Here is a 17,868-nt window from a genome sequence, read left to right as displayed (position 1 = left end):
AAGGAGGAAAATGAAAAAATTATTAAGTGTATTGGCAACAATTGGAGTTGTTTCATCATCTGCTACTAGTGCAGTTGCATGTGGTACAAAACCAGAAAATAAACCAGAAAATAAACCAGAAGAACCTAAAAAAGATATTACTCAAATTGTTCAAGATTTTGAACAAGATGTAATAAAAATATGAACAGAACATTATGAAAAACAAGTTGTTAGCAATTTGATTGGTGTTGAAAGTATGGAAGTGCAAAATGAATTTTTAAATAAGTTTAATATTCAAAAGTTCTCTAAACCAGAGTGAAAAGATAAATTAACAAGTCAAAATAAGCAACAACTAACAAATGATGTAGAGAAATTATTTAAAGTAAAATTATTAGAAGAAAAATTAAATGATTTTAAAAAAATAAATAAATATAAAATAATTCTTGATGAAGTTGAATCAGTTTTTGAACATGTTGAATTAGTTTTTAATGATAATTTTCAAATTAATTCAGGAGAGATAGTTTCAGGTACCTATATAGGAAATGTGATAGTTGACTATAAAATTGTAACTCAATATAAAGGAGTTAGTGATATTGAAAAATTTAAACAATCTGGAACATTAAAATATACTTCAACTGAAAGTGAGTCTTTTAAAAAAGTTGGAGATGAAATGAATAAAAATATTGCCAAAGATATGTTTATTTCCGAAGAAACACAAAAATATGTGAATTTAAAATGAAGTGATATTAAGGGATATAAAGATGATTCAGATGCATATGCTACTTCAAATTCTCAATTAAAAAAATACTATAATGAAAAGAATGATTTTCATGAGGCTTTATTAGAAACTATTAATAATAAGTATTTTAAAAAACAGTTTCCAACAATGAAAATAAAATATGATAAAAAAAGTATTTATAAAACAGAGGATTTTGCTCAATCAAATAAAAATTACTTAATTATTAACAATTTATATAAAAGTGATGATGATATTGTAACTTTCGATTTATCTAAGTTAGAAGAAAAAAATAAAGTAGATAAAATATTTTTAGCAGATGAAAATGAGTTAAATAACTTTTTATTAAATGATCAATTTACTGCTTTGAAATGATCTAAAGTTCGAAATAGTTATAAAAATATACAAGATAGTTTTTTAGATAGTTTCTTAACTAAAAGTGAAATATCTGAGTATCAAAAAACTAACAGTTATAAACTTGCAATAGCAATAGGAAATGTTGAATTTGTGGGACCAAGTATAAAAATAGGGACAGGTGAAGAAAGTTACGCTCATCAATTGCCTGATTTTAAATTGGCAATTTCTTATTCAATGAATGGTATAAATGATGAAAATTATAAAACTCTTGCTGATTTTTCTTTAAAATTATTTAATGTTTATAAAAATATATATGATCCAATTAAAAAAAGACCTGATTATTTTTATTTTAATATGAATTTTAATCCAAATTATATTCAAAAACGTGTTTGAACTATTGTTAACAAAAAAGATGAATTTTCTTTAACTGGAACTAAAATTAATCAAAGATTAGTTGATTTTAGTCAATTTTATTTTAAAAATAAAAAGTCAAACTTGAATCTAATTAATATAAATGAAAACACATTTAAAGAAAAGGATATATATTTCTCAATTAACTTTTATAATGAGAATATAATTAATCCTAAAATATCAATTAATAATACTGGCTTAAACTGGAGTTTTATTAGATTAACTGATACTGTAAATATCAAAGTATTTGACAATTTAAATTCTATGACATTAAACTTGTTTGGAATATTGAAACTAAAAGTGAAATTTGATAAGAATTATTCAGCAAATGATGATTTTTTCTGATTATTTTAATTAACTTATTTCTTTAGAAATATATTTAATTAATTTTATTTTGTTTATTAGAAACTAAAAGAATTTAATAAAGAGTAGTTAAAGTAAATTTTAAGAAATTAAAGTTATAAATAGGCTTTTTTGGCCTATTTTTTTGACTCTATCAACGTTCCCCCCAAATTGGGAACGTTTTTTTTTTTTTTTTTATCATTTTTTATTCATTCTAATTCTATCATTATTATAAAAGTCCAATCATGCTCATGCTATTTCCATACATTGATTAATGTTTTCAATATGACATGTTCTTATAGTTTCATCTTTTAAACGACCATGAAAACTTTCATGTTTACCATTATGATGAGGTGTTCCTGGTTTTGAATAGCTTCTAATAATTTGTAAATCATTACATAAACTTATGTAATCCAGAGAGGTATATTGATTTCCATTATCTGAATGTAATAATATTGAACCTAAATATTTTTTATTTTTATATGCCATTTCTACAGCTTCAAGAACAAAATCTGTTTTTTGATTATCAATTCTTTTAGATTTTCCTATTATTTCTCCAGTTAAATTATCTTGAACTGTGCAAATATAACCTTTTTTTGTTTTAACTGAAAATTCAGTTATATCACTAGTTCAAATATTTTCAAAACCAATTTCTTTTGCTTCTTTTAAATAATTCTTTCTAATAGTTTCGTTATATCTTTTAATCTCATGTTTAGATTGTTTCTTAATGTAATATGCAATATGATTAAATTTTTTAAATATACGTTCTAATTTTTTATGATTAATTCTGAAAGGGTCAATATAATTTAATTTAAAATATAGGGCTCATCTTTTAGCACTATAAGCACTAAGGAAATTATTCCTTTCAATTTCTGAAATAACTAAATTCATAATTCTTGTATCATCCAGGAAATTCATTAAAGTTTTATTTTTTTTATATGTTGATGTTCTATTAATATTTAAAATTTTACAAATCATTGTTCTATTGCTCTTGGTATTTATCAATAATTGTTGAACTATTTCTTTTTGGTTTTGGCCTTGGAGGCTCATTGCTTTTTTAAAATATCATTCTCCTTAATTAATTCCTTATTGTAATCAAATAGAATTCCTACAAACAGATCATTTGCCTTTTGAGATATACTGTAATCTATTTTATAAGGTAAACGAGTTTTTGAATCACCAATATCTGTATTTTTGTATTTGTTTATTATTGTTCCAATTGATCCTGTAGTTGAGTTAAATTTTAATGCTATTTCCTTTAGAGAATAACCATTCAAACTTAATTCAATAATTTTTTCTTTTTCTTCTTGAGTTCACTTTCTAAACTTTTGTCCTTTTTTTGCCATATACTTTATCCTTTTCTATTATTGTATAAAAATTGTTGCCTAAATGGGGGGAACATTCTATTTAGTTTTTATACACTTAAATTTGACTTTTTTTTTTTTTTTTTATAATCATATGTATCAATTTGAATTGCTTTTATCGTTCTTTAAAGTGGAGGAAAAATGAAAAAATTATTAAGTGTATTGGCAACAATTGGAGTTGTTTCATCATCATCTGTTAGTGTAATTGCATGTGGTACAAAAGAAACAAAAAATAATAATCAATCAAAAAAAGACATTACTCAAATAGTTCAAGATTTTCAAAAAGATGTAGAGAAAATATGAACAAAGCATTATGAAAAAGAAGTTCTAGGTAACTTAATTGGTGTTGAAAGTATGGAAGAGGACAATGAGTTTTTAAATAAGTACAATATTCAAAAATTCTCTAAACCTGAAAATAAAGATAAGTTAACAATTGAAAATAAAAAACAGCTAACAAATGATATTGAAAAGCTTTTTAATGCAAAATTATTAAGAGAAAAGATAGATGCTCTTAAAAAAGTAACTAAATATAAAATAATTCTTGATGAAGTTAGTTCAGTTTTTGAACATGTAGAGTTGGTTTTTAACAATAATTTTCAAATTAATTCAGGAGAAATAGCTCCTGGAAGTTACATAGGAAATGTAATAGTTGATTATAAAGTTGTAACTCAATATATGGGAATGAATAATATAGAAAAGTTTAAAAAATCAGGAACTTTAAAATATACTTCAACAGATAGTAAGTCATTTAAAGAAGTTGGAGATGTAATGTATAAAAATATTGCCAAAGATATGTTTATTTCACAAGAAACACAAAAGTATGTAAATTTGAAATGAAGTGATATAAAGAACAATAGCAGTGATTCTAAAGCTTATGTAAACTCAAATTCTCAATTAAAAAAATATTATAATGAAAATGAAAGTTTTCATAACTCTTTGCTAAAAACAATTAATGATAAATATTTTAAAGCTCAATTTCCATCAATAGATATTAGTTATAATAAAAAAAGTATCTATAAAACTAATAACTTTGCAAAAGAAAATAAAAACTATTTAATTGTAAATAATTTTTATGAAAGCGATGAAGATATTAAAAGTTTTGACTTATCAAATACAAAAGAATATGAAATGACAAGAAAAATGCTTTTAAATAATAATGAAGAATTAAATAAATTTTTTCTAGATACTCAATTTAATAGAGCTAATTGAAGCAAAATAAGAAGCAATTATAAAATTGCTCAAAATAGTTTTTTAACCTCTTTTTTAAATCAAAGTGAAATTTATGAATATCAAAAAACAAAAAACTATGATCTTGGAGTAGCTATGGGATATGTTGAATTTATTGGACCTAGTATAAAAATTGGAAAAGATGAGTCTTTTTATAATCATGAATTACCTGATTTTAAATTAGCTATTTCTTATTCAATTAATGGAATAAATGATGAACATAATCAAAGTCTTAGTGAATTTTGTTTAGAGTTATTTAATGTTTACAAAGAACTTTATATGCCAAAAGAAGAAGAAAGTCATTCTCAAAGAAAATGATTATTTGATTTATGATTTTATAAATATGAGATTTGAAAACCTACAAATAATACTCAAATAAGAAGTGTAAGAGATGTTAACAATACATTATTAAACTTTAATAATAGTTATTATAAAAATAAAGAAAAGCACTTAAATAAGTTTAATTTATCAAGTAACTCTTTTAAAGAAGAAAATATCTATTTTTCTTTTAATATGACAAAAGAGTTTGATCAAGAAATACAAAAACCTATTAAATTTGTTTTTCAAGAAAATGAAGTTCTAAATGATGGTTTTGTTTTTGTTGATAGTTTATATTCATCAAGTAAATCTTTAAAAACTTATGATTATATGATTTTAAATTTATTTGGAGTAGTAAAGGTTAAAATTAAATTCGATAGAAACTATAATATTGGAGGCTCTCAATTTGTTATTTTTTAAATAATTAAAGTGAGTAGAGGTATTTAACTCTACTTTTTTTGGTTATACTGTGGGAATTTCAATTTAAGCAGTTTTTACAAGAATTTGAAGAATCTTTAAAAGCTATGAAGTGATATTTGTTGAATATGATAATTATTGCAAAGATAGTGCAAATAGATACTTGAAAAAACTATTTGTTAAAAATAGATAAAGCAGAATTAGTTGAAAGAGTAAAGAATTTTATGGTTCATGTTGCAAGTTTTGAATCAGAAAGAGAAAATGAAATTTTAGAAGAAATTAAATTATTCATTTTGGAGAATGTTACAATAAATGTAAATTATCAAATATGAATGTCAAAAGAATACTTGATGTATAAAACAACTAATTTAATTGATAATATTAAAAAAAATAGTATATTATTAACTTATGTTAATTATTTTAGTTTTTAACATAAGTGGGGGGAGTTATCATGAAAAAAACATTAAAAAATAATGAAAATATAGTAATTAGTAATAAAGAATTGGATATATGAGCTGCTAACTCTGAAAAAATAGATTTAAATAATGTTAAAAAAAATCTTATAAGTATAAATAGTAAAGAATGAAATGATCAAATTAAATTATTTGGAGAAGATAATATAAAATCCCCAAAAATAAAAGAAATTATTGAAATATTATCTGCTCAATAGTAGTTATTGTTTTTATTTATTTTTTGAAAAAAATAGTATGTAACATATAAAATTAAAATTAATAGGCAAAAGGCCTATTTTTTATTTATATAAACTTAAAAAATTTTTATAAGATATATTTGAATTATTAATGCTTAAATAGTATTTATGGGTTTCTTTGTATTCTCATTTTTTCTAATTTTAATTACTTTAATTCATTGATTAATAATTATCTTTTTTGACATAAAAAAACTCTATCTCTCATTTTTTGAAAATGAAGAATTTATTTTTTCCTGTTTATAATGTCTACTTTGTGAATTAAAACAAAATACTTAGTTTATAAATAAAAATCACTAAAAAGTTTACTCAAATAGTTAAATTTAGTATTAAAATATTATTATAAAGGGGTAAAAAATATGGCAGATAAAAGAGGAACTTGAAGTAAAGAAGATAGAAATATAATATGAAAAGATTATATTAGTAATAAAATGTTTAAATATTTTCAAAAATTAGATAAAGAAAAATGAGATTTTAGTCAAGAAGCACCATGTCCACTTTGTGGTTCTTTAATGTTAAAAGCACAATATCAAGGAGTACAACCAGATAAAAAATATAGTTGAGATATAGATCATATAAATGAAAATTACGAGGATAATTTTATAAATAACCTTCAACCAATGCATCCAAAATGCAATAAACAAAAGGCAAAGAGTTTTGGAAAATACTAATAATCTAATTAAAGAGGGTTATATTAAAAAATACTACTATTATTACATAATAAATCTGTAGATTTTTTTATAGATGGAACTATGTTTGATCAAAAAGTTTCAAAATCTCTTGGAAATAAGTTAATTGAAGATTTAAATATTGTAAATCCAAAGGAGTATTTAAAAAACAATCCTGAAATTTTAGCTAAATGAATGTATGAAAATCAAGATGAAGAGAGATTTGATTATGATTATAGATTATATGTTGCATTTGCAGAAAATGATTTAGATGCAAATCTTATTGAAAGTATAGTAAAAAATACTGATTTTTCAAATCCAATTGAAATTGAATTTGAATATAAACATAAAAGTGCAGGAGTTATTCAATATAAAACAAAGTGTATTGTTATAATAATTGGTTAAAATATATAGAAATCTCCATTTAAATATTATTAATTTTTTAAAAAATTTAAGTGAGTAGGATTTACAACGTTCCCCCCAAATTGGGAACGTTTTTTTTTTTTTTTTATCATTTTTTATTCATTCTAATTCTATCATTATTATAAAAGTCCAATCATGCTCATGCTATTTCCATACATTGATTAATGTTTTCAATATGACATGTTCTTATAGTTTCATCTTTTAAACGACCATGAAAACTTTCATGTTTACCATTATGATGAGGTGTTCCTGGTTTTGAATAGCTTCTAATAATTTGTAAATCATTACATAAACTTATGTAATCCAGAGAGGTATATTGATTTCCATTATCTGAATGTAATAATATTGAACCTAAATATTTTTTATTTTTATATGCCATTTCTACAGCTTCAAGAACAAAATCTGTTTTTTGATTATCAATTCTTTTAGATTTTCCTATTATTTCTCCAGTTAAATTATCTTGAACTGTGCAAATATAACCTTTTTTTGTTTTAACTGAAAATTCAGTTATATCACTAGTTCAAATATTTTCAAAACCAATTTCTTTTGCTTCTTTTAAATAATTCTTTCTAATAGTTTCGTTATATCTTTTAATCTCATGTTTAGATTGTTTCTTAATGTAATATGCAATATGATTAAATTTTTTAAATATACGTTCTAATTTTTTATGATTAATTCTGAAAGGGTCAATATAATTTAATTTAAAATATAGGGCTCATCTTTTAGCACTATAAGCACTAAGGAAATTATTCCTTTCAATTTCTGAAATAACTAAATTCATAATTCTTGTATCATCCAGGAAATTCATTAAAGTTTTATTTTTTTTATATGTTGATGTTCTATTAATATTTAAAATTTTACAAATCATTGTTCTATTGCTCTTGGTATTTATCAATAATTGTTGAACTATTTCTTTTTGGTTTTGGCCTTGGAGGCTCATTGCTTTTTTAAAATATCATTCTCCTTAATTAATTCCTTATTGTAATCAAATAGAATTCCTACAAACAGATCATTTGCCTTTTGAGATATACTGTAATCTATTTTATAAGGTAAACGAGTTTTTGAATCACCAATATCTGTATTTTTGTATTTGTTTATTATTGTTCCAATTGATCCTGTAGTTGAGTTAAATTTTAATGCTATTTCCTTTAGAGAATAACCATTCAAACTTAATTCAATAATTTTTTCTTTTTCTTCTTGAGTTCACTTTCTAAACTTTTGTCCTTTTTTTGCCATATACTTTATCCTTTTCTATTATTGTATAAAAATTGTTGCCTAAATGGGGGGGGGAACATTCCTTAATAGAATAAAATCAATAAACTTGATTTTTTTTTTTTTTTTATATAATCATTGATATCAATTTGAATTGTTTATTTGTATTTTAATAGCTTTTATAAAAGGAGGAAAATGAAAAAAATATTAAGTTTATCAATAAATAATCTTAGTTTAGTATGAATAAGATCAGTTTTATTCTATTCTTTAGAAAAGAAAGAGGAATTGTATATGAAAAATATAAATAAAAATATTTTTGCAATTGCATACTATGATAGGTATAATAATAAAAAAACTAATAAGGGTTATTAAAATGAACAGAGAAGATATATATCTTAAAAAAGTTAAGATAGTAAAAGAAAAAATAAAAAAAGTTTATAGAGAATGTAATTATGATTGAATGATTGGTTTTTCTGGTGGAAAAGATTCATCAGTATTAGTTCAAATAATATTAGAATCATTAACAGAGATAAAAACAAAATTAAAAAATAAAATTTATATTGTTAGTTCTGATACTTTAATTGAAAACCCAATTGTATTGGAACAATTAAATAATTCACTAGAAATTTTGCAAACTTATGCAGATGAAAAACAACTACCTGTGGAAGTATTTAAAGTTACACCAGATATTAATGAGACTTTTTGAGTAAATTTAATAGGTAGAGGATATCCACTACCTAATCAAAGTTTTAGATGATGTACTGATAGATTAAAAATTAAACCTATGAATGATTATATGGAAGAAATATCTAAAAAAAGTAAAAAAGAAATACTTACTGTTTTAGGTGTTCGTAAAGGAGAATCTTTAAGTAGAGATATAAAAATGGATAAAACCAAAATTGAAGATTCAGATTTGAGAATTAATAATACTAATGGAAAATATATATTCTCACCAATTGAAGAATTTCAACTTTATGATATATGAAAATATTTAGCTGAAAGCAATATTAATTTTTTTAAAAAAAATAATGATAAATTATCTATTCTTTATGAAGATTCATCGGTGGGAACAGGAGAATGTCCATCGAGTTTAGATGATAAATTGCAAAAGGGTTGTGGAAATTCTAGATGAGGTTGTTGACTTTGTCCTGTTGTTACTCAAGACAAATCACTTCAGGGTTTTATAAATTCAGGTCAAGATTGACTACAACCACTTATGAGTTTTAGAGAAAAATTAATGAAAGAAAGAGATTTACTAAAAAATAGATATCATGGTTCCTTAAGAATTATGAAAAATAAAAAAATTGTAACCTTAGTTAAATATAGATATATGGATTTAAAGTTTAAAAATGGAATTTATTATTTACCAAAAAAAGAGGGAAGAGAAGAGATTATATTTGGTGAAATTAACGAAGATTTTACAAAATTAAAATATAATAAAAAAGTTTTTAAAATAATTAGTGAATCAGAATATCGAAAAAAAGTTGATCAACGTAAAATAAATCCTTATGTAGAGGGAGAAATACCATTATTCAATTTTGTAATTAAATTAGACAAAAACTTAGATAATGATAAATTATCAATAGTTGGTTTAGGTCCATATACATTAGACTATAGAAAAGAACTACTTATAGAAATTCTTAAATTAAAAAAAGCGATGAAGAAATATAAAATTGAGATTATTTCAGATGAGGAAATAAATAAAATAAAAGAAATTTTTAAAATAGTAATGGAAGCATTAGAAAATGATAGGTATCTTGATGAAAAGATTAGTGGATTGTTTGAGCAAATAAAGGGGTACAATTAAATGAGTAAAATAAATGAAAATGAAATACCAAGAACGAATAGAGAATTTCTTGGTTACATTGATAAAACAACAAGTCATATATATATGATTTCTGAATTTATAGATAATTCAATTCAAAGTGCAATAGATAATAATTTTGAATATGTTGAAGTTAAAATAATTGTTAACATGTTAGAAAAGGCAATTTATATAATTGATAATGCAGCTGGTATTGCTTATAAAAATAGAAGTATTGCAATTAGAAATGGAAAAGATGAAAGTGAACAAGGAAACTCTTTAAATATGTTTGGAGTTGGAATGAAAATGGCAGCAATATGATTTGGTAAAAGATTAAGAATTTTTACGAAAAGTATTGAAGATGATTTTCCATATATGATAAATCTTGATATAGACAAATTAAAGGGAAAAAATTTTAATTTTTATGATACTAAGGATATAAACATTAAAAAGGAATCTGGTATACAATTCAATTATGATCATGGAACAATTATAAAAATAGATAAATTTCATATAGATACTGTTCACTCAGAAAGATATGAAAAAAGAATGTTTAATAAAGGTACTAAAAACGAGGGTAAAGCTTTAGAAGAACAGTTAGCTTGTAGATATTCAAGATATATAAAGAAAAACTTTTTATCTATAAATATGAGTTATATTAATGAAGATGGTGATGAAGAAATGCCAAATAAAGTTCCTGTTGAAATAACAAAATCAAAAATACCTGATATGTATATAAAAAATTCCAAAGAAAGACAGGATTATGAGTTTAAAGTATCTGATAAGGAAAAAATTAATATTAATAAATCAAAATTTTATATTAAATCAATGAAAGAAATTAAAAATGCATTTGCAGATTCTTGAAACAATGTAATTGAGGGTTTAGAAGATATAACCTATGGAATGATAATTGAAAAATTTGAAAATCAAGAAGAACTTAAATTTAAAACTTTTTTTAGATTACCCTATAACTATTATGAAAATGAAAGGATACCCTTCACTTTTGGTTTTATAGGTAATAATAGTAGTTTACTAAAATATAATGGTTTAACAGTTTATCAAGATGATAGAGCTATTATTTCAGGTCCAAATTCTGAAAAGAGTAATTTAACATGACTTTCTTATCCAAAAGCCCTAAGTGATAGTAGTTATAAAGTAACTAAAAGATTTATTGGCGAAATTGACCTTAATAATAAGAAAATATTTAGAGTGGATAATAATAAAATGGGATTTCATGGAACAGTTAAAGAGGATATTGAAAAAACTTTATCAGACATTTTTAAAAATTATCTGTCTCCACTTTTTGATAAAATATTGGATATTATTTTTTATAAAAATGATCAGCTTCTTGAAGATAAGCTGTTTCAACAAGAAATTGATAGATTCGCAAATGAAATTAATAAAAATAAAATTTTAGAGAATCATTCTGTAATTACAGAAGAATTAAAAATAAATGATACAGATGGTGAAAGATTTAGAAATGGTTTTATAGTTGTAAATGAAAAAGAAGAAAGTGCTTTTAAAATAGTTTGCCATCCAGAAGGTCAATTTGGAAATAAACATAAGTTATTTAAAACAAGAGCTTTACCTTGTGAAGATAACTCAATATTATTTGTTATTGTTCTTAACAAAGAATTCTATGGATTTAAAAATAATCTAAAAGATGAACATTTTTCAATATTATTTAATCCATTAATAAAACTACTTATGTGTGAATTGATTAAATATAAAACTAATCAAGAAAAAAATAAAAGATTTAAAGAATTGATTGAGGGTATTGAAGGTGAGTAGAATACAAATAAGTTTAGCTAAAAAAAAGAATTATAATGATTTTTCTAAAGGAGCGAATTACTTAGAACTTAGAGAAAAATTTATAAGAGAAAATAAAACTTATGGTCAAAATACTATTGATGATGTTATAGAAGTAAATTTAAAGAATATAAGTGAAAAACTTTCTTATGAAAAAAAAATACAAAAATTTCTTCTACTGGGTGAGGTACAATCTGGTAAAACAAATAATATTATATTTTTAACTTCTTTTTTAAGGGATAATGATTTTAAAAAATTTATTATTTTGACTGGAACTAAAAATAATCTTAATAAGCAAAATATAAATAGATTTAAACAAGCAAATCAAAAAAGTCGTTTTTTGCCTTTTTCAAATAAAAGTAATTTTTTTCAAAATGATAATAAAACAGAGTTTTTATATGGCATAAAACAAAATATAAAAAATATATTAATAAATTTAGAGGAAATGACTCAGAATCAAAAATCTGAATTTAAAATAGTTATTATTGATGATGAATGTGATGAAGCTTCTTCTGAGAAAGGTAAAAAAAATAGATCAATAAATAATAATATTGAAAATATTATTAACTGTGGCTTTAAAAATGTGTTATATTTTCAAATTACTGCTACACCTTATGCAAATATAACACATTATACTGATTGAATTAAACCTGATTTTTTAATACCCCTTGTATCTCCAAATTCATATTGTGGACTAAAAATTTTTAATAATAATAATTTATATGTAGAGCTCAAAGATCAAATTGTCTTTAGTTTTAAAAATAAGATGTTATCAAATGAATTAAAATATTTTATAAAAGAAGTTATTTTGAAATTTCTTAATAAGTGTATCCAATATAATAGAAATTTTCAGTTTCTTATAAATATTGATGTTGGTAAAAATCATATTATATGATTAGAAAAAATTTTTAGAGATGCAGTAAGTGATTTATCTATTGCTTTAATGTCAAGTGATTTTAATGATACTTTTTCAATGAAAACTACTAAGTCAGATTTAATAAAAATTATTAATAAGTTGAAGATTAAAGAAGTAAGAGAAGGAATAGAGTACTTAAGAGAAAAATGTCCTGAAATAATTATTGGAGGTAATTTATTGTCAAGAGGATTTACTTTTGAAGAATTATTATTTGAAATTATGTTAAATCACTCAAACTCTAATGAATTAACTGCTGATACATTACTCCAAAGAGCTAGATGATTTGGATATAGAAGTTCTTATATAAAAGATATGAATATATTTACTTCAAAAAAAGCAATTAGTTTTTATAAAGATATTGAAATTATTGAAAATAAATTGAGAAAAATGTACAAAGAAGATTCTATTCATAATGATAAAAAATCAGAAGATATTAAAGAGGAGTTTAAAAAATTCTCTTTAAGATGAACAAATTAGGAGAAAACAATGGAAAAACTAAATGTTATAGCAATTAAAGATATAGGAGAATATTCTTTATTTCTTTTACCTGAGTCAAGCACATATTTTATTTTAAAACCAATTTATAAAAATGTAAATTTACCAAAAAATATAAAAAGTTTAAAAAAGCCTAACTTTTCATATTATCCATCAATAAAATCAATTTCCAATGGTATTGAAGGAGATGAAAAACTTTCTGGATTTCCTAGTCAAACAATGAATATCGATGTTGAAGGACATGAAGACTGTGATGCAGAAGTATTAATTTTACAACCTAAAATGGAAAAATACTTTGTAGATTTAGTATTTAAAACTATTTCTAATATAGATGATTTATCTCAAACAATTTTTGATACTGTAGTTAATTTGGAAACAATATTTGGATTAGTCTTTAAAATTAAGAAAAAAATTCAAATAGGTTTAATAGGAGAATTATTAATATTAAAAAATAGTGGAGAATATTTAAAAGAATTTTTAGAAGGATATCATATAGAAGAGTACAATAATTTTAAAAAATTTGAATCTAAAACTGATTTTGAAATTAATACACATAATAATAAAAAAATAAATATAGAAGTTAAAACTACTACAAGTGATGAAGATCTTTTTTCTTTGAAAAATCATCAAATAAATGAAAATATTAATGATTATTTTGCTGCAATAAAAATTTCGGAGGTAAGAAAAGGTGGAAAAACCTTAATTGATTTAATTGATTGATATTTATCTATTCCTTCATTAGCATTAGGGATGAAAGAATTTTTTACAGATTTCAAAGAAAATCATGATAAAAGAAATCTTATAAGATTTTCAGAAGAAGAAATAAAAATAAAGTTTATTAATATTAAAGAAATACCATATATCAAAGAATATGATAATAAAATCAAAAATATATCTTTTAATATTGATTTATTTAATATTAAAAGTTATGATTTAAACTCAATTATGCAAATATATTAAATTAATTAATACTATAATTATTCTTTTTCTATGTTAGTTAATAGTTTAGTTATATACAGAACTAATAAAAGGGTTTTTTTATAATATGTAGAAACAAATATAATAGTTAAAAAGAAAAGAAAAATTGCAAAAAGAATTAAGCTCACTAGATAAAATGTTTTTAGAAGTTAAAGTAAGATAAGAAAAAGAGAAAAAGAAGAAAAGAAATTTAAAAGGGAAATAGAAATTCATAAATGAAAGATTAAAATTTAGGAAAATAATAGTAAAACGAGGTAAAAATCTCGTTTTATTTTTAAAAATATTAATAGTAAATATTAAGTAACTAAATTAATTTTTAAAACAAAGATGTTATACTATAATAGTTATAGGAGTATATATGTTTATTAAAAGTCCTTTGAGTTATGCTGGAAATAAGTTTCAAATATTGAATATAATTTATAATTACATAAAAAATGATGAAGTTATTTTAGATCTTTTTTGTGGTAGTTCTGTTGTGGGAATAAATTCGAGAAATAAAAAAATTATAATTAATGATTTAAATAAGAGCATTATTGAAATATTAAAGTATTTAATTAAAAATAAATTGGATAAAATTGTTTCAGATATAGAAAATGTAATACATAAATTTGATTTAACAAATTCTTTTAGAAATAGTTATTCATTTTACAAAAGTAAACTAAAAAATACTTCTAATAATGGATTAAAGGAATTAAATATTGTATCTTTTAATAAGTTAAGAAGTTACTACAATTCTTTAAATGATAAATTTACAGAAGAAGCAATTATTATTTTGTTTGTTCTAAAGATCTATGGTTTTAATGGAGAAATTAGATTTAATTCTATTGGTAATTATAATATTCCTGTAGGTAAAACTGATTTTAATAAAGCCACATTTAAGAGAATTGAAAATTTCAAATTAAAGACAAATAATATGAAAATAGATATAAATAATTTCGATTTTAGAGATGAAAGACTTAATCAAAAGATTTTAGATTCAGATATAGTTTATATTGATCCTCCATATTTGTTAACAGAAGCAACTTATAATAAGGAATGAGATATTAATACTGAAATTGAATTTTATGCTTTTATTGAAAAAAAAATATTAGCCAATAATAAAAAAATTATAATTTCAAATATTCTTAAAAGAGGAGATAAAATTAATATTGAATTAAAAAAATTTATTAAAAGAAATAATTTAATAGTTAAAGAAATTGAAAAAAATTACATTTCAAGTAGCTATAATAAAAAAAATAGATATACGTTAGATAAAGAAGTGTTGGTGATGAATTTTGAAATATAATAATAGGAGATATATTGGTAATAAAAATAAATTAACTAGTTGAATTTTTGAAACAATTGAAAAGGAAATGAATATAAATACTGAATTTATTGATATTTTTGCTGGTACAGGAGCTGTTGGCTTTTATTTTGCAGAAAAAGGATATAATACAATTTTAAATGATAATTTATTTCATAATTATGTAATTTATAGAGCATTTAATAGTTTTGATAACATTGATCAAGAAAAATTATCTAATATTATTGATAAATATAATAACAAAAAATATGAATACTTATTTGATAATTATATTAGTGAAATTTATGGAAATAGGTACTTTAGTAAAACTGAAGCTTTTAAAATTGGAGAAATAAGAGAAGATATTGAAAAAAAATTTAAAAGTAAAATAATAAATGAAGATGAAAAATATTATTTAATTACAAGTCTTATGTTTGGTGCAGATAAAATAGCAAATACTGTTGGACATTATGAATCTTTTTTAAATAACCAGCATTTTGATAAAAATTTAGAGTTAAAAACTTTATTTGTTCAAAAATATAGTTCAAAAATTACTCCTTTTAATATGGATGCAAATTTATTAATAAAGAATTTAAATCAAGAAAACTCTATTCTTTATTTAGATCCACCTTACAATGCAAGACAATATATAAACTTTTATCATGTATTAGAAAATATAGCAATTTGAAATAAACCAACTGAATTTCAAGGTAAATCGATGAAATTTTTGAGAGATCATTTAAAAAGTGAATATTCAAGATCAAAGGCAAAACACTTTTTAAAAGAATTAATCAATTCAAGTAAAAGTAAAGTGATATTAATGTCGTATAATAATACTTATAATGCATCTTCAACAGCTTCAAATAATAAAATTACAGAACAGGATATTATTGAAATTTTTGAAGAATATGGAAAAGTAGAAATTTATGAAAAACCATATAAGTCATTTAATAGTGGTAAAACAAATTTTATAGATCATAAGGAGATTTTATATGTCTGCAAACGTAGTAATAGATAAATATTATAAAGAATTTATTAAAGATAAAAGCGAATTTTGAACTTCATCAAAGATAACAAGTAATCTTTCTTTAATATCAAATATATTTTCAACTAACTTTAGAGTTTTAGAATCCATTAAACATAATATAGATACAATAAAGACTTTGCAAAATATAAAGGTAAAAGATTGACCAAAACAACGTTCAGGTCAAGATAAACATAAACAATCAATTAAAAAATGAAAAGAGTACAATTTAACTAAAAAAGAAAATGATTTTGAGATTATCACTAAAAATTCTATTTTTTATGAAAATGAACTGTTGAAAATTGAACAAAACTCAAATTTTAAAGATTTTGACTCTAAAATATATACACTATATTTTATGATGGCAAATAATGAGAAACTTTTTGTAAAAATTTTAAAAAAAATTCAGGTTTTTAAAAATAATTTAAGTGTTGAAGAATTTCAAATTTTTAATAAAAAAATTAGTAATTTATTTTATGAAGTATATACCAAAAAAAATAATTCAAAAGTAAGAAGTTTAGAATTTATGCTTTGGAATTTTTCTAATTTCTCTGATTTAACTTCTGAAATTATGAGAAATTTTAATTATTTAGAAACCGAAGATTTACTAAAAATTAATGAGATTCTAGACCAAAAATTGAAATCTGGAGGAGTTTATACTATAAAGACATTTAAAGATGAACTTTTTATTTATAATTTTATTATCAATTTTCTTGAAAATTTAAATCTTGAAGAAACAGTAAAAACTTTATATAGTATATTTAAGAAAAATGATTATAAATATATTATAAATTTTTTAGAAAGAGACTCTTTTTTAAATGAATATAATGAATCAGTTATTGAATTATTTTCAGATTTTACATCTATTGTAAATTTTATTGATTATAAAAATATTAATAATCAGGAACTTGTTATAATGCCAATTGAAAAAGCAGAAATTAAGTATGTAAAAATATCTAGAAAAGATCGTACAGAATTTAATAAAATGAAATCTATAGCTAGAAATTATTATAATAATAAGTGCTATTTTGAAAATAATAATAATTGTAAATACTTTATATCAGAGACTACAAATGAAAATTATATTGAAATTCATCATTTAATTCCACATGGTTATAGTGAGGATTTTAAAAACTCAATAGAAGTTATTGAAAATTATGTAGCATTATGTCCTAATTGTCATAAGAAAATTCATTATTCAACAAAAAAAGATAAATATAAAATGATATCAATATTATATAATGAAAGACATTCACAATTAGCATTAAGAGGTCTTAAAATTGAATTAGAGGACTTAAGTATTTTATATTAAGGAATTGAATAAAAAGAATAATTAATAAACTTAAATATGTTAAATTGTTTTGCATATTAAATACAAAGAAATAAAAAAATGTAAACTT

The 17,868-nt window shown here is 21.7% G+C and carries 18 protein-coding genes; 14 read left to right on the top strand and 4 right to left on the bottom strand.

Features of this window, described 5'->3' with window-relative positions; genetic code table 4:
• Positions 1 to 10: 10 nt before the first annotated feature.
• Positions 11 to 1,837: a lipoprotein gene (locus SFLOR_RS03595; protein ID WP_100916724.1), complete on the top strand. Its 1,827-nt coding sequence runs from the start codon at positions 11 to 13 to the stop codon at positions 1,835 to 1,837.
• Between the two features lie 183 nt (positions 1,838 to 2,020).
• On the opposite strand, the gene SFLOR_RS03590 is transcribed toward SFLOR_RS03595, so the two are convergent.
• A complete protein-coding gene (locus SFLOR_RS03590; RefSeq protein WP_100916333.1) occupies positions 2,021 to 2,875 on the bottom strand; it encodes a DDE-type integrase/transposase/recombinase in 855 nt (284 codons plus the stop codon).
• Positions 2,842 to 3,171, bottom strand: coding sequence for a hypothetical protein (locus SFLOR_RS03585; RefSeq protein WP_100916301.1), 330 nt, complete (start codon positions 3,169 to 3,171; stop codon positions 2,842 to 2,844). The genes SFLOR_RS03590 and SFLOR_RS03585 overlap by 34 nt, the downstream gene beginning before the upstream one ends.
• A gap of 159 nt (positions 3,172 to 3,330) precedes the next feature.
• Between SFLOR_RS03585 and SFLOR_RS03580 the strand changes: the two genes are divergently transcribed.
• The 5 genes from SFLOR_RS03580 to SFLOR_RS03560 all read left to right on the top strand — a co-directional run bounded on the left by SFLOR_RS03580 (position 3,331) and on the right by SFLOR_RS03560 (position 6,930).
• A complete protein-coding gene (locus SFLOR_RS03580) occupies positions 3,331 to 5,154 on the top strand; it encodes a lipoprotein (RefSeq protein WP_100916723.1) in 1,824 nt (607 codons plus the stop codon).
• A gap of 125 nt (positions 5,155 to 5,279) precedes the next feature.
• The gene (locus SFLOR_RS03575; RefSeq protein ID WP_100916722.1) at positions 5,280 to 5,582 is read left to right on the top strand and encodes a hypothetical protein; all 303 of its coding nucleotides are present in this window, start codon (positions 5,280 to 5,282) and stop codon (positions 5,580 to 5,582) included.
• A 20-nt stretch (positions 5,583 to 5,602) separates the two neighbouring features.
• Positions 5,603 to 5,821 (top strand): hypothetical protein, encoded by a 219-nt coding sequence (locus SFLOR_RS03570; protein ID WP_100916721.1) that lies wholly within the window; start codon positions 5,603 to 5,605, stop codon positions 5,819 to 5,821.
• A gap of 395 nt (positions 5,822 to 6,216) precedes the next feature.
• On the top strand, positions 6,217 to 6,528 hold the full coding sequence (locus SFLOR_RS03565; RefSeq protein WP_100916720.1) for an HNH endonuclease signature motif containing protein: 312 nt from the start codon (positions 6,217 to 6,219) through the stop codon (positions 6,526 to 6,528).
• Between the two features lie 81 nt (positions 6,529 to 6,609).
• Positions 6,610 to 6,930, top strand: coding sequence for a hypothetical protein (locus SFLOR_RS03560; protein WP_100916719.1), 321 nt, complete (start codon positions 6,610 to 6,612; stop codon positions 6,928 to 6,930).
• A 103-nt stretch (positions 6,931 to 7,033) separates the two neighbouring features.
• Here the strand turns inward: SFLOR_RS03560 and SFLOR_RS03555 are convergent, their stop codons facing one another.
• Together SFLOR_RS03555 and SFLOR_RS03550 are read right to left on the bottom strand one after the other, a co-directional pair.
• Positions 7,034 to 7,888 (bottom strand): DDE-type integrase/transposase/recombinase, encoded by an 855-nt coding sequence (locus SFLOR_RS03555; RefSeq protein WP_100916333.1) that lies wholly within the window; start codon positions 7,886 to 7,888, stop codon positions 7,034 to 7,036.
• The gene (locus tag SFLOR_RS03550) at positions 7,855 to 8,184 is read right to left on the bottom strand and encodes a hypothetical protein (RefSeq protein ID WP_100916301.1); all 330 of its coding nucleotides are present in this window, start codon (positions 8,182 to 8,184) and stop codon (positions 7,855 to 7,857) included. Before SFLOR_RS03550 ends, SFLOR_RS03555 begins: the two co-directional genes overlap by 34 nt.
• A gap of 171 nt (positions 8,185 to 8,355) precedes the next feature.
• Here SFLOR_RS03550 and SFLOR_RS05875 point away from each other — a divergent pair, with 171 nt between their 5' ends.
• The 8 genes from SFLOR_RS05875 to SFLOR_RS03515 all read left to right on the top strand — a co-directional run bounded on the left by SFLOR_RS05875 (position 8,356) and on the right by SFLOR_RS03515 (position 17,780).
• Complete coding sequence (locus SFLOR_RS05875; RefSeq protein WP_157806946.1) at positions 8,356 to 8,532, top strand: hypothetical protein; 177 nt, start codon at positions 8,356 to 8,358, stop codon at positions 8,530 to 8,532.
• Between the two features lies 1 nt (position 8,533).
• A complete protein-coding gene (gene dndC, locus SFLOR_RS03545; RefSeq protein WP_100916718.1) occupies positions 8,534 to 9,967 on the top strand; it encodes a DNA phosphorothioation system sulfurtransferase DndC in 1,434 nt (477 codons plus the stop codon).
• Entirely contained in the window at positions 9,968 to 11,755 is a 1,788-nt protein-coding gene (locus SFLOR_RS03540; protein ID WP_100916717.1) for an ATP-binding protein, read from the top strand. It begins immediately after the preceding gene.
• Positions 11,748 to 13,166, top strand: a complete 1,419-nt coding sequence (locus SFLOR_RS03535) for a Z1 domain-containing protein (RefSeq protein ID WP_157806945.1) — start codon at positions 11,748 to 11,750, stop codon at positions 13,164 to 13,166. The genes SFLOR_RS03540 and SFLOR_RS03535 overlap by 8 nt, the downstream gene beginning before the upstream one ends.
• 9 nt (positions 13,167 to 13,175) lie before the next feature.
• Positions 13,176 to 14,144: a hypothetical protein gene (locus SFLOR_RS03530; protein WP_100916715.1), complete on the top strand. Its 969-nt coding sequence runs from the start codon at positions 13,176 to 13,178 to the stop codon at positions 14,142 to 14,144.
• A 376-nt stretch (positions 14,145 to 14,520) separates the two neighbouring features.
• Positions 14,521 to 15,447, top strand: a complete 927-nt coding sequence (locus tag SFLOR_RS03525) for a DNA adenine methylase (protein ID WP_100916714.1) — start codon at positions 14,521 to 14,523, stop codon at positions 15,445 to 15,447.
• Complete coding sequence (locus SFLOR_RS03520; RefSeq protein ID WP_100916713.1) at positions 15,437 to 16,462, top strand: DNA adenine methylase; 1,026 nt, start codon at positions 15,437 to 15,439, stop codon at positions 16,460 to 16,462. Before SFLOR_RS03525 ends, SFLOR_RS03520 begins: the two co-directional genes overlap by 11 nt.
• Complete coding sequence (locus SFLOR_RS03515; RefSeq protein WP_100916712.1) at positions 16,437 to 17,780, top strand: HNH endonuclease signature motif containing protein; 1,344 nt, start codon at positions 16,437 to 16,439, stop codon at positions 17,778 to 17,780. The genes SFLOR_RS03520 and SFLOR_RS03515 overlap by 26 nt, the downstream gene beginning before the upstream one ends.
• Positions 17,781 to 17,868 lie beyond the last annotated feature (88 nt).

The sequence above is a fragment of the Spiroplasma floricola 23-6 genome, from assembly GCF_002813555.1.
Classification (GTDB): domain Bacteria; phylum Bacillota_I; class Bacilli_A; order Mycoplasmatales; family Mycoplasmataceae; genus Spiroplasma_A; species Spiroplasma_A floricola.
Note: the sequence above shows the minus strand (reverse complement) of the source record. Positions and strands in the feature narration are given on the sequence as shown.